The 13111-nt window shown below is 60.5% G+C and carries 13 protein-coding genes; 11 read left to right on the forward strand and 2 right to left on the reverse strand.

The features are described from left to right. Positions 1-2 precede the first annotated feature (2 nt). Together JNB91_RS06365 and JNB91_RS06370 are read left to right on the forward strand one after the other, a co-directional pair. Complete coding sequence (locus JNB91_RS06365; protein ID WP_220324690.1) at positions 3-716, forward strand: ABC transporter ATP-binding protein; 714 nt, start codon at positions 3-5, stop codon at positions 714-716. Continuing rightward, on the forward strand, positions 706-1911 hold the full coding sequence (locus tag JNB91_RS06370; protein ID WP_220324691.1) for an ABC transporter permease: 1206 nt from the start codon (positions 706-708) through the stop codon (positions 1909-1911). The genes JNB91_RS06365 and JNB91_RS06370 overlap by 11 nt, the downstream gene beginning before the upstream one ends. Positions 1912-1945: 34 nt before the next feature. On the opposite strand, the gene JNB91_RS06375 is transcribed toward JNB91_RS06370, so the two are convergent. Beyond that, positions 1946-2200: a DUF6074 family protein gene (locus tag JNB91_RS06375; RefSeq protein ID WP_220324692.1), complete on the reverse strand. Its 255-nt coding sequence runs from the start codon at positions 2198-2200 to the stop codon at positions 1946-1948. Positions 2201-2462: 262 nt separating this feature from the next. On the opposite strand from JNB91_RS06375, the gene JNB91_RS06380 reads away from it, so the two are divergent. The 9 genes from JNB91_RS06380 (at position 2463) to JNB91_RS06420 (ending at position 11513) form a co-directional block, all read left to right on the forward strand. Next, the gene (locus JNB91_RS06380; protein ID WP_220324693.1) at positions 2463-2627 is read left to right on the forward strand and encodes a hypothetical protein; all 165 of its coding nucleotides are present in this window, start codon (positions 2463-2465) and stop codon (positions 2625-2627) included. A 55-nt stretch (positions 2628-2682) separates the two neighbouring features. Then, on the forward strand, positions 2683-3030 hold the full coding sequence (locus JNB91_RS06385) for a DMT family protein (RefSeq protein ID WP_220324694.1): 348 nt from the start codon (positions 2683-2685) through the stop codon (positions 3028-3030). A gap of 523 nt (positions 3031-3553) precedes the next feature. Beyond that, complete coding sequence (locus JNB91_RS06390) at positions 3554-5443, forward strand: peptidylprolyl isomerase (protein WP_220324695.1); 1890 nt, start codon at positions 3554-3556, stop codon at positions 5441-5443. 19 nt (positions 5444-5462) lie between these two features. After that, positions 5463-6479: an anthranilate phosphoribosyltransferase gene (gene trpD / locus JNB91_RS06395; RefSeq protein WP_220324696.1), complete on the forward strand. Its 1017-nt coding sequence runs from the start codon at positions 5463-5465 to the stop codon at positions 6477-6479. A gap of 4 nt (positions 6480-6483) precedes the next feature. After that, on the forward strand, positions 6484-7302 hold the full coding sequence (gene trpC, locus JNB91_RS06400; protein WP_220324697.1) for an indole-3-glycerol phosphate synthase TrpC: 819 nt from the start codon (positions 6484-6486) through the stop codon (positions 7300-7302). Further along, on the forward strand, positions 7302-7787 hold the full coding sequence (moaC, locus tag JNB91_RS06405; protein WP_220324698.1) for a cyclic pyranopterin monophosphate synthase MoaC: 486 nt from the start codon (positions 7302-7304) through the stop codon (positions 7785-7787). The genes trpC and moaC overlap by 1 nt, the downstream gene beginning before the upstream one ends. A 19-nt stretch (positions 7788-7806) precedes the next feature. Beyond that, positions 7807-9027, forward strand: coding sequence for a molybdopterin molybdotransferase MoeA (locus JNB91_RS06410; RefSeq protein ID WP_220324699.1), 1221 nt, complete (start codon positions 7807-7809; stop codon positions 9025-9027). Between the two features lie 56 nt (positions 9028-9083). Beyond that, positions 9084-10520: a cryptochrome/photolyase family protein gene (locus tag JNB91_RS06415; RefSeq protein ID WP_220324700.1), complete on the forward strand. Its 1437-nt coding sequence runs from the start codon at positions 9084-9086 to the stop codon at positions 10518-10520. Between the two features lie 84 nt (positions 10521-10604). Next, on the forward strand, positions 10605-11513 hold the full coding sequence (locus JNB91_RS06420; protein ID WP_220324701.1) for a 2-dehydropantoate 2-reductase: 909 nt from the start codon (positions 10605-10607) through the stop codon (positions 11511-11513). A gap of 33 nt (positions 11514-11546) precedes the next feature. Here the strand turns inward: JNB91_RS06420 and JNB91_RS06425 are convergent, their stop codons facing one another. Next, entirely contained in the window at positions 11547-12986 is a 1440-nt protein-coding gene (locus tag JNB91_RS06425) for a tetratricopeptide repeat protein (protein WP_220324702.1), read from the reverse strand. Positions 12987-13111 lie beyond the last annotated feature (125 nt).

Genomic DNA, 13111 nt, shown 5'->3' on the forward strand with positions numbered 1-13111 from the left:
CGATGACAGCTCCCCTCATTGCATTCAAACAGGTCTCAAAAGTCTATGGCCGGGGCGAAGCGACCATTCGCGCGCTCGACAAGATAGACCTGACGATCGCACAGGGTGAGTTTGTCTCGATCATGGGGCCGTCCGGTTCCGGCAAATCGACGGCGATGAACATCATCGGCGGCCTCGACCTCCCGTCCTCCGGCGAATACATATTCCAGGGCATCCCGACGAGCGGCTTCAGCCGCGCGCAACTGACCCTGCTGCGTCGGCACATGCTCGGCTTCGTCTTTCAGGGGTTCAATCTTCTCGCCCGCACGTCAGCAGTCGAAAATGTCGAGCTTCCACTGGTCTATCGCGGCATGAGCCATGCCGAGAGACGGGGCCGGGCCATGGCGGCATTGGAGCAGGTCGGTCTTCGCGGACGCGAGGGCCACACGACCCAGGAACTGTCCGGCGGCCAGCAGCAGCGCGTCGCCATCGCCAGAGCCATCGTCACCGACCCGGCCGTCCTTCTGGCCGACGAACCGACCGGCAATCTCGACACCAAGACGAGCATCGAGATTATGGATCTGATAACGAGGCTGAACCGCGAAAACGGCATCACCGTGATCATGGTCACCCATGAGGAGGACATTGCCGCCTATGCGAGACGCCTCCTCCGCTTCGTCGATGGCCATCTCGTCAGCGACGAAACGCAGGTAAAGGAAGCCTCCCATGTGGTTTGAGACGGCAAAACTCGCCTGGCGCGCCATCAGCCGCAACATGCTGCGCTCCTTCCTCACCGTGCTCGGCGTCGTCATCGGCGTTGCAGCCGTCATCGCCATGGTCACGATCGGTAATGGCACCACCGCCAAGGTGCGCGACGAGCTCTCGCGGCTGGGGACAAACACGCTTTTCGTCCGTCCTGGCCAATGGGGTCCTGGCCGGGCAAGCGCCGAGGCCAAACGCTTCACCGATAATGACATCACAGCTATCCGCGATCAGGTGAGCGGCCTGCGCGCGGTTGCCCCGATCAACCGTGGCACGGCGACCGTCATTGCCGGCGGCGCCAATCGCTCCACCAGCGTCATCGGCACGACGAGTGATTATCTCATCGCCCAGGATTGGGAATTGGCACTCGGACGGGATTTTCTGCCAAACGAGGACCGCGGAAGCCAGGCGGCCTGCATCATCGGCGAAACGACGCGCCGTGAACTGTTCGGCGCGGCAGATCCGGTCGGCCAGAGCATTCGCGTCAGCAACGTCTCCTGCCCGGTCATAGGCGTGCTTGCCGTCAAGGGTCAGTCCGGCATGGGTGACGATCAGGACGACACGGTCATCATGCCGCTCAAGCTGCATCAGCGCCGCATCGGCGGCACCACGACCATATCCAGCATCGTCCTTTCCGCCCAGGACGGCGTCTCGACCGCAAAAGTTCAGGCGGATGTCGAAAGCCTGCTGAGAGAACGTCGCCGAATCGCCATCGGCCGCGACGACGACTTTTCCGTCAACGACATGTCGCAGATTGCAGCCGCAATGACCGGCACGACGATGCTTCTGACCGGCCTTCTCGGCGCGGTCGCTGCCGTCAGCCTGCTCGTGGGCGGTATCGGCATCATGAATATCATGCTGGTCTCAGTCACCGAGCGCACCCGCGAAATCGGCATCCGGCTTGCAATCGGCGCTCTGGAAAACCAGGTCCTCACGCAGTTTTTGGTGGAAGCCGTGATGCTGTCGATATTCGGCGGCGTGACCGGCATCATCACCGGCCTTGCTCTTGCCTACGGGGTCGTCATTTTCCTCGAAGTCCCCTTCGTCGCAAGCCCGACGATCATCCTGCTTGCGTTTCTCTTCTCAGCCGCGATCGGCATGATCTTCGGCTATTTTCCTGCCCGTCGCGCAGCCCAGTTGAACCCGATCGACGCACTCCGCCACGAATGAAGGTACAGAATTACCGGCAAACACCGACAATTCGTCAGTATGCCGATGCGTCGCGCTCGTCTTCGGCAAACGCCATCTGCAGTTCCATCTGCACGGCATGCATGAAGATCGCTGCCTGATGGCGGATCTCTTCGTCCTCGACACCCTGCGCCCGGAACCCCTTGGCGAACTGTGCCATTTCGGTGCGCCAGAAACGGTTTGCCTCTTCACCGTGAAGACGCTGAAGAGCGTCGGCGCATCGCCTTACGTCGGCGGTCCGCCGGTCGGCGGGGAACTGCAGCAGTGTCATGCCATCTCCATACTCGATGGGCCGAATCGCCCGTACATGAAGGCACTTTCGCCGCCAGACCTTCACAAAAGGTGAACCCGTCAAAAACCTTTCGGTTCCGATTCAAGGCCTTGCCGTCCGGTTTTGGGACAATATGTTAGGAGAAGATTATGCCTAACGATCGGTAGCAAAGGCCGAAGCGTCACCCTGTTGGCCAGCCCGGCGCAAGCCGAAGCACCCAAACATGTCCCACACGTCATGAGGACAAATGAAAGGGACATGAATGTCTGAGAAACTTGACCACGCGAGCCAGCCGTCCGACCAGTCTATTGCGCTATTCCTGCAGGAAAACGACATGGACGGCCTGACCGACATTCTCGTTGAGGCCCTTTTCCAGGCGCTCAGCATCATGGATGACGAAACCCCCGTCATGGAAACCCTGCACTAATCGCAGAGAGGCGGCCTCACGCCCCCTCCTCGCTCATCTCCGGACCCCCAACAGAATGAGCTTCTCACTCACCCCCGTTCTGACCATCGGCCTTCTTATCCTCTCGAACGTCTTCATGACCTTTGCCTGGTATGGCCACCTGAAGTTCGAGAACAAGCCGCTCTATCTCGTCATTCTGGCGAGCTGGGCGATCGCCTTTTTCGAATATTGCGCCCAGGTGCCGGCAAACCGCATCGGCTACGGTTATTTCAATGCCGCCCAGTTGAAGACGATCCAGGAAATCATCACGCTCTCGGTCTTCGTGATTTTCTCGGTCTTCTATCTGGGCGAATCGTTCCACTGGAAACAGGCGATCGGCTTCGGCTTCATCGCGCTCGGTGCCTTCTTCATCTTCACCAAGTAGCGCCCTGCTTCCGATCCCTGCAGCGGGCAGTGCGGGGACGATAGCGGCCGTCACGAAAATTAAATGCGTGTCGCCGCAGCCACTTGGCCGCGGCGCAGCCTTTCGTTCATCCCCGCGGCCGCGCCATGGGCGAGAATCGGCTCGTCATCGGATGGGAAACCGGGTTCGCGAACCGGCCTTCCTCGTTCAACGGGTCTCGGCTCGGTTTTCCGGTGATGGTCGAAAGATCGGGGCAGACGGGAACTGACACGTCTCGAAAGCCCTGAAGAATTGGCCGGGGCAGGCAGATCAACCATCTACCCACCCACTGAATGCCACTGCCTGCCCCATTCCCGCTTTTACCATGCCGGCTTTACCCGCATGGCGCTTACGGCTGCATCCAATTTTTTGATGGAACGCAGAGCCGCGCCGCCGCTCGCGGCCTTTTCATCGCCGGTGCCTTCTATTCCGGCTAAGTTTGTTCTAGAGACAGTGCTTCATCCGCCACAACTGCGCGGCAGACTGTCTTTAGGTATGTTGATCGATGCTTGATTCTCTCAGAAACGCCGCCCGCTCTTGGGTCGCGAAGTCTCTGCTTCTGCTCCTGGTTGCCTCGTTTGCCGTCTGGGGCGGCAGCCAGTCGCTTATCGCTTCGAATGCGAACACCGTCATGACGGTCGGCGATCAGGAAATTTCCACAGAGCAGTTCCGGCTTGCCTATCAGCGTCAGATCGCCAATCTGAGCCGCCAGTTCGGCACGCAGCTGACCGCCCAGCAGGCTCGCTCCTTCGGCATCGACCGTGAGGTTCTGACCCAGCTCGCCGCGGGCGCCGCCCTCGACCAGCTTTCCGACGACATGAATCTCGGCCTTTCGCAGGATCGCCTGGCAAACCTGATCGCCGAAGACCCAGCCTTCAAGGGGACCAACGGCCAGTTCGACCATGACCTTTTCGCCTCGCGCCTGCGCAATGCCGGCCTGCGTGAAAACGATTATATCGAGGAACGCAGCAAGGTCGCCGTTCGCAGTCAGGTCGTGGAAGCGGTCTCCGACGGTTTCAAGGCGCCGCAGGTCATGCTTGATGCGCTCAAGCAGTATCGTGACGAAGCCCGCACCGTAGATTACCTGCTTCTGTCCAACGCCAATATCGATCCGGTCAAGGCTCCGGCGGATGACGTTCTGACCACCTGGTTCGACGCCAACAAGGCCCGTTACCGTGCGCCCGAATACCGCAATTTCGCCTATGTGAAGCTTGAGCCGAGCGACATTGCCGACGCCTCTTCGATTACCGATGACGAGCTGCGCGCCGAATACGACAAGCGCAAGGACGGCTACAAGACGCATGAAACCCGCACCATCGAGCAGCTGACCTTCCCGAACAAGGAAATGGCGGATGCCGCGGCCACCCAGCTGCGTGACGGGACGACCACTTTCGACCAGGTCATCAAGGATCAGGGCAAGACCCCGGCCGACGTCCATCTCGGCGACTTCACCAAGGAAAGCATTCCGGATCCGGCCTGGGCCGAACCGGCCTTCAAGGTATCCTCGAATGGCGGCATTACCCCCGTCATCAAGGGCACGTTCGGCTCGGCCATCCTGCGCATTTCCAACATCCGCCCGGAAAGCACCCGCAGCTTCGACGAGGTGAAGGACGAACTCCGCCAGCAGATCGCCGTTGCCGCCGCTTCGCGCGAAATGACCACTGCTCATGATCGCTTCGAAGATCTGCGCGGCGGTGGCGCAACGCTCGAGGACGCAGCCAAGGACCTGAACCTCAAGTTCGTGACCGTGACGGCCGATGCATCGGGCCAGGACGAGAAGGAACAGCCAATCGCAAACCTTCCCGCGGCCAACAACCTGATCGCCGAAGTGTTCCGCACCGAACCCGGCCAGGACACGATCCCGGTCAACCTCGGCAATGTCGGTTATGTCTGGTTCGAAGTCCTGAACATTACGCCGGAGCGCGAACGCGCGCTGGACGAAGTGCGCGAAAAGGTCGTGGTCGACTGGACTGCCGAACAGCAGAGCCAGGCATTGACCGCCAAGGCGACAGAGCTCAAGGCCCGTCTCGACAAGGGCGAAACGCTGGCTGCCATCGCCGAGGATCTCGGCATCGCGGTAGAAACCAAGACCGGCCTGCGCCGCAATGCCGAAGATGCGATCTTCGGCGCGGAAGCGATCACTGCCGCCTTCTCCGGCCCGGTCGAGACCACCGCCACAGCCCTTGCCGCAGACCGCGAAAGCCGCATGCTGATGAAGGTAACGGCTGTCGATCAGGCTCCGTCCGACGAACTGGCCAACGACCCGCAGCTTCAGCGCCTGGCGGAGTCTGCCGGTGACGACATGCTCGATCAGATGGTCAACAGCCTGAAGGACCGTTACGGCGTGTCGATCAACCAGGCCGTCCTCGAACAGTCTGCAGCCACAGTCCAGTAATTGAAGCGGATGCCGTAAAATGCCTGACTTGAAACCGTTCCTCGCCAAGGTTGCCACCGGCGAATCGCTTTCCCGCGAAGAGGCGCAGGACGCCTTCGGAATTCTCATGTCCGGCGAGGCAACGCCATCGCAGATCGGGGCCTTCCTGATGGCGCTGAGAGTGCGGGGCGAAACGGTTGCCGAAATGACCGGCGCCGTTTCCACCATGCGCGCCAAGATGCTGCGTGTCGACGCACCGGCTGATGCCGTCGACATCGTTGGCACCGGCGGTGATGGCGCAGGAACCTACAACATCTCGACGCTCGCCGCGATCATCGCGGCGGGTGCAGGCCTGACTGTCGCCAAGCACGGCAACCGGGCGCTCAGCTCGAAATCCGGCACCGCCGACGCGCTGTCGGCGCTCGGCGTCAACCTGGAGATCGGCGCCAACCAGATCGCCCGCTGCATCCGCGAGGCAGGTATCGGCTTCATGTTCGCCTCGATGCACCATGCGGCGATGCGCCATGTCGGCCCGAGCCGGGTGGAGCTCGGCACCCGCACGATCTTCAATCTGCTTGGCCCCCTCTCCAATCCGGCCGGCGCAAAACGCCAGCTGCTCGGCGTCTATTCCCCGCAATGGCTGATGCCGATTGCCGAGACACTGCGTGAAATGGGATCGGAAACCGTCTGGGTCGTTCACGGCCAGGGTCTCGACGAGATCACCACGACGGGCACGACGCAGGTCGTGGCGCTCGAAAGCGGAAAGATCCGCGAATTCGAACTGTCGCCGGCCGATTTCGGTGTACCCGCAGCAACACTTGCGGACCTCAAAGGCGGCGATGGCATAGCCAATGCCGCTGCCCTGCGTGCGGTCCTCGGTGGTGCGAAAAACGCCTATCGCGATATCGCCCTCTGCAATGCCGCAGCAGCTCTCGTGGTTGCGGGCAAGGCGGAAACGCTGAAAGATGCCATGCAGCTCGCCACCACCTCGCTTGAAAGCGGCAAGGCCTCTGCAGCACTCGACCGGCTCGTGGCGGTCTCCAACGAGAAGGAATAGGACCATGGCCGATATCCTGCAGAAGATCGAAGCCTATAAGCGCGTCGAGATCGAAGCCGCCAAGGCCGCCGTTCCGCTTGCCGAAATCAAGGCGCGCGCAGCCGATCAACCCGCCGCGCGCGGTTTCCTCAAGGCACTGCAGGCCAAGAAGCAGGCCGGCCAGTTCGGCCTGATCGCCGAGATCAAGAAGGCAAGCCCGTCTAAGGGCCTCATCCGCCCGGATTTCGATCCGCCGGCCCTGGCGGCCGCCTATGAAGCCGGCGGCGCTGCCTGCCTTTCGGTCCTCACCGATACGCCGAGTTTTCAGGGCGCACCGGAATTCCTCGTCGCCGCACGCAATGCCTGCGCGCTACCCGCGCTGCGCAAGGATTTCATGTTCGAACCCTATCAGGTCTATGAAGCGCGCGCCTGGGGTGCAGACTGCATCCTGATCATCATGGCATCGCTTTCCGACGACGAGGCGATGGCGCTCTATGAAACCGCGACAGAACTCGGCATGGACAGCCTCATCGAGGTGCATGACGAAGCCGAGATGGAACGGGCGCTAAAGCTTCCCTCGCCGCTCGTCGGTGTCAACAATCGCAATCTTCGCACCTTCGAGGTCAGCCTTTCGACCAGCGAGCGTCTCTCCGCCATGGTCACCGGCGAAGATCGGCTGCTTGTCGGAGAAAGCGGCATCTTCACCCACGAGGATTGCCAACGCCTGCAAAAGGTCGACATCAGCACCTTCCTTGTCGGCGAAAGCCTGATGCGCAAGGACGATGTGGCAGCGGCAACGCGGGCGCTCCTGACCGGCGAAACAGGCACGATGGCAGCTGAGTGATGGCTGACAGCGACAACAAGCTTACCCATATCGATCAGGCCGGCGAGGCGCATATGGTCGATGTCGGCGACAAGGCTGAAACCAGCCGGTCGGCGACCGCAGAAGGCTTTGTCCGCATGCTGCCGGAAACGCTGGCGCTGATCCGCGAAGGCAATGCCAAGAAGGGCGATGTCATCGGCACCGCGCGGCTTGCCGGCATCATGGCCGCCAAGAAGACGTCCGACCTCATTCCGCTCTGCCATCCGCTGATGCTGACAAAGGTCTCGGTCGAGATCACCGAGGACGAAGCCCTGCCCGGCCTGCGCGTAGCCGCCACCGCAAAACTCACCGGCAAGACCGGGGTGGAGATGGAAGCGCTCACCGCCGTCTCCGTCACCTGCCTGACGATCTACGACATGGCCAAGGCTGCCGATAAGGCGATGGAAATCGGCGGCATAAGGCTCATGGAAAAGACCGGCGGCAAATCCGGCCACTACAAAGCTTAAAACCCGAGGAGATTTCGCCATGGCGCTTTTGCCCGTATCAGACGCCAAGGCCCGCCTGCTCTCCCGCACTCATCCGGTTACCGGAGTCGAGACCGTGCCTCTCGGTGAGGCTGCAACGCGTGTGCTCGCCTCAGACATTCAGGCAAGATTGACCCAGCCGCCGTTCAACTCCTCCGCCATGGACGGTTATGCGCTGGCTGCAGCCGACGCGCCGCAGGTCGGCTCCGAACTGACCGTCATCGGCAGTGCCGCCGCCGGCCACGCGTTCGGAGGCACTCTTGGCCGCGGCGAAACCATCCGCATCTTTACCGGCGCTCCAGTCCCCAAAGGGGCCGACACGATCCTCATTCAGGAGGATGCCGAAAAGATCGGCGAAGACCGTATCCGCACGACATTCGAAGTCACCGCAGGGCGACATATCCGTCCCCGCGGTCAGGATTTTGCCGAGGGAGAGACGGTACTGAAGGCAGGCACGGTCTTAGATTTTTCGCATCTGACTGTCGCAGCGGCAATGAACCACCCGACGTTGCCCGTGTTTCGCAGGCCGATAGTAGCGATCCTCGCCACCGGTGACGAGCTGATACAACCAGGCGGCACTCCCGCCCCGGCGCAGATCATCGCCTCCAACACCTTCGGTGCCGCCGCCCTCGTGCGCGATAATGGCGGCGAGGTTTTGGATCTCGGCATTGCCCCGGACAGTCAGGATGCCATCTCCGCCGCCATTCAGCGCGCTCGAGATGCCGGAGCCGATATCCTCGTCACCCTCGGCGGCGCATCGGTCGGAGATCATGATCTGGTCCAGTCGACGCTAAGAGCCTCCGGCATGGAACTCGATTTCTGGCGCATCGCCATGCGGCCGGGAAAACCGCTGATGGTCGGCTCGCTGGACGGCATGCATGTTCTCGGCCTGCCCGGAAACCCGGTTGCCAGCATGGTCACCGGCATGCTGTTTCTGGAGCCCTTGCTGCGCCGCCTCGCCCACCTGCCGGAGCGCAGGCGCGAAGTTCAGGGCATCACGGCAAGGCCACTTGCAGCAAATGACCAGCGACAGGATTATCTGCGCGCCAAAATCAGCCGCGATGAACGCGGCAATCTGGTAGCCGACGCCAATCCGAAACAGGATTCGTCGATGATGAAGATTTTTGCCCATGCCGATGGTCTGGTCATTCGGGAGGCGCATGCGCCGGAAGTCGCCGCCGGCGAGCCTTGCCGCATTTTGCTCATCCGTCCTTTCGACTGATCCAGACGGGCGAAAAATCCGTAAGCTTGGGCATGAATGCCCAAACGGAGTAGATCGTGCCAGACCAAAACCCCGCCCCCGCCATCCTCTGGTTCCGCAAGGATCTGCGCCTTGACGACAACGCAGCGCTCCATGCAGCGATCGATGCCGACGGCCCGATCATCCCGCTCTATATCCGCGAGCCCGAACAGCCCGATATCGGCCCGCTTGGCGCGGCACAGGCCTGGTGGCTGCACCATTCGCTGGCGGCGCTCAAGGCTAGACTGAAGTCACTGGGCAGCGACCTGACGCTTGCCACCGGCAAGGCCGATGAAGTCATCATCGATATGGCCGGAAAAACCGGGGCGAAGACGGTCTATGTCAACCGCGCCTATGAACGCACATCGGTGGACCGCGAGATCGCCATAGCGCTGAAGGATGCCGGCATCGCCATTCGCGCCTTCCACGACCAGTTGCTGCACGATCCGAAGATGATCCGCACCGGCTCCGGCAATGCCTTCAAGGTCTATACGCCGTTCTGGAACGCCATGCAGAAGCTGCACGAGCCGCATGAACCGATCGACGCCCCGGAGAGCATCGCGTCGCCCGCAAGCCATCCCCGCTCCGAAGCGCTTGACGGCTGGAACCTGCTGCCGACCAAACCCAACTGGGCAAAAGGCTTTTCCGAGCACTGGACACCCGGCGAGGCCGGCGCTCGCGAAAGGCTGGAAGACCTCATCGATGCCGACCTGCACGACTACAAACGCGGCCGCGATTTTCCCGCGATCGAGGCGACGTCGAAACTTTCCCCGCATCTGGCGCTCGGCGAGATTTCTCCAGCCCGCATCTGGCACGCCACCAATGGTTTGGCGGAAAAACATCGGGACGATCTGGTGCATTACCGCAAGGAACTGGCCTGGCGCGACTTCTGCTACAATCTGCTGGTCGAATTCCCCGACCTGCGGACAAAAAACTGGGACGAGAAATTCGACGCTTTCGAATGGGAATTCGACGCCACCGATTTTAACGCCTGGACCAAGGGGCTGACTGGTTATCCGATCGTCGATGCCGGCATGCGCGAACTCTGGCAGACCGGCTACATGCACAACCGCGTGCGGATGATCACGGCATCCTTTCTGATCAAGGACCTTTTGATCGACTGGCGGCGCGGCGAGGAATGGTTCCGCGATACGCTGCTCGATGCCGATCCGGCCAGCAACACTGCCAACTGGCAATGGGTGGCAGGCTCCGGTGCCGACGCCTCCCCCTTCTTCCGTATCTTCAACCCGATCCTGCAGGGCGAAAAATTCGATCCCGACGGCGATTATGTCCGTCATTTCGTACCGGAACTGAGGAATTTGCCGAAGAAATACATCCACAAGCCCTTCGAGGCACCGGATCATGTTCTGGAAAAGGCCGGCGTGGATCTCGGCAAAACCTATCCGAACCCCATCGTCAATCACGGTCTGGCGCGTGACCGGGCGCTGGCGGCTTACAAAGGGCTGAAAGGCTGAAGCGTACCGAAGCGGCAGCGATTGGCGTTTTCACCTCCATCCGCAGCGACTAATCTGCTCCTCCTGGGAAATGGAGGACAGGCCATGGCGGGACGGAAAATTGCGGTCGTCGGACTGGGCGGGATCGGCGGTGTTGCCGCCGCATGCCTCAGCCTGTCACCGGAGAACGACGTCACGGTCTGTGCCCGCAGGCAGATCGATACGCTGACCTTCGACCATCACGAAGACAGTAGCCGGATACGACTGAAGACGCTGACGGAACCAGACATGGCCGAACCGGTCGACTGGGCGATCCTTTGCACCAAGGCTCAGGATGTCGCCTCCGCCGCACCCTGGCTGGAGAAGCTCTGTACCTCGAAGACGACAATCGCCGTGCTGCAGAACGGCATTGCCCATGAGGAACGCGTCGGACCTTACGCAAAGGGTGCCACCGTTCTTCCCGCAATCGTCTATTACAATGGCGAACGTCTTGCCCCGGACCACGTCCGGCTCCGCCATATAAGCGGCCACGATCTGCTCGTTCCGGCAGGGCCGCAGGCCGGTGCCTTCGCGGCCCTTTTCGACGGCACGCCGATCGATGTCGGCATAAGCGCGGAATTCATCACCTATCAATGGCGTAAATTGCTGGTCAACGTCATCGCCAACCCGATCACCGCCCTGACGCGCCAGAGGCTTGGCGTCTTCCAGAGATCGGACATACAGGACCTGTCCCTTGGCATTCTGCGTGAGGCCGTCGTGGTTGGCTGGGCAGAGGGAGCGCAACTGCGCGACAACGAGGCGGAATCCATCCTTGAGACGTTTCTGGGCTATCCCGCCGAAGCAGGCACCTCGATGTATTTCGATTGCCTCGCCGCACGCCCGCTGGAAATCGAGGCGCTGAACGGCGCCGTGGTTGCGGCGGCCAGACGACACGACATTCCAACGCCGTTGAATGGCGCGATGCTCACGCTGCTGAAGGCGGTCAGTGATGCGAATGCCACAGAGCGAGGATGAGCGGCGGGGCAAGCTAACCTGGGACGGATCAGCCTACTCAACCCCTTCCGTGATGAGGTCTTCGAATTCCCTGTCACCTCTGAATGTCGTGAGATCGTCTTCATTACGGTTTCCGTTGAAACGTTCCGGATCGTAAAGCTGCCTCATCAGCACACGTTCCCAAGCCATCGGATCCGGCACCAATTCGGCAACCATCCGAAGTGCATCCAAAGCACTTTTCCGAACCTTCTGTGCCTCCGCAGTCTCGCTATCCAGAAATGCGTATTTCTGCCCCAAGGCGCAGGCGCGGTGGAGATATGTGATCGCTTTGACCGGCGGGTGGTCGATCAGAACCTTCGAGATGTGGATGGCCTTCTCGACGCTGTCGCGCCCTGAAAGATAAAGGGCAACCAGCAACGCCTTTTCGAACAGTGCCTGCAGATCGGGGGCCATGCTGACCTTTTGAGCAGCAAGCTCGTTCATCGTCTCGACAAAGCCCTGATCGTTTCTTCTGACAAGCCTCAGTTCGGCCAGCCTCTGCAGCAAGTTGACGTTACCAGGCGCAAGTTTCAGAGCCTCGCGAAGGGCATCTTCAGCAACCTGAAAATTCTTGTCCTTTGCCTGAGCCACGGCCCATGTGCCGATCTGAGCGGGGCCATCAAGTTGATCCCAGGACGTCGTTGCAAGCGCCCGTTCCTCGGTGGAGGGCTCAAGCAGCGTTAGAAAATGCTGTGTGCCACCCCCTTCGATCTTTTTCCCGATAGAGCCCCCCGAATCCGGAATATCGCCAATCAGTTTCGGCATGGAGATTTTGGCGTCCGAGCCGGTTCCGGCCACCTCTTTTTCGGTAACGAGGAATATTCGGGTTACGCGCGTGCGCATCTCGACATAGACGAAAAGACATGTCGACAGCAGGCTCGTAATGATGAGCGCGAAAAGAAAAGAACTGATCGGATGATTGGCGACCAGCCAGCGTGTCGAGTTGGCTCCGGTAGGAGGTTCCAATGTCGGTATTTGATCGTAGACAAATGCCGCAGCAAACAGTGACGCCGAATGGATGGATTCAAGTATCGTTGTAAACTGAACGAGCCCGATACCGACGATGATTTTGGTCAGCCAGTCTGATATTTCCTCAAGGCTCGTATTCGTGAAAAAAAGCTGACTGCCGGTTTTCTCGGTGATGGCGAACTGCTGCCCCTTTTCGATGCTGCCGGGCCGACGCTGAAGAACACGTGGAATACCGAAAATAAATCCGAAAGCGGCACCGAGAGAGCTCGCCGCAAAGACGCAAGCGAATCCCACAGAAAGCGACCGATAGAACAGTTTGTCGTTCACTTCATCTCCGGAAATCGCCACGGATATGGCCATCAGAACAACAAGGGTAGAGATAAATATGATACCGATCAGCGCGACCCACTCGATGGCCTGAAGTCCACGGCTGAAGTGTCGCTGGGCCAATCTGGCCCTGAAAAATTCCGGTCTCAGTGAAAGCATCATCCCGCCTCCTATTACAGGTCAGCGGGATGATGGCAGATCAGGCTACAGGCACAACGAAGCTGCACCCCTCAAAACACCAACCTAGACGCGAATCAACGTGTACTCACACCCGTAGACTGGTC

The sequence above is a fragment of the Aliirhizobium wenxiniae genome (genome assembly GCF_019511445.1).
Taxonomy (GTDB): Bacteria; Pseudomonadota; Alphaproteobacteria; order Rhizobiales; family Rhizobiaceae; genus Neorhizobium; species Neorhizobium wenxiniae_A.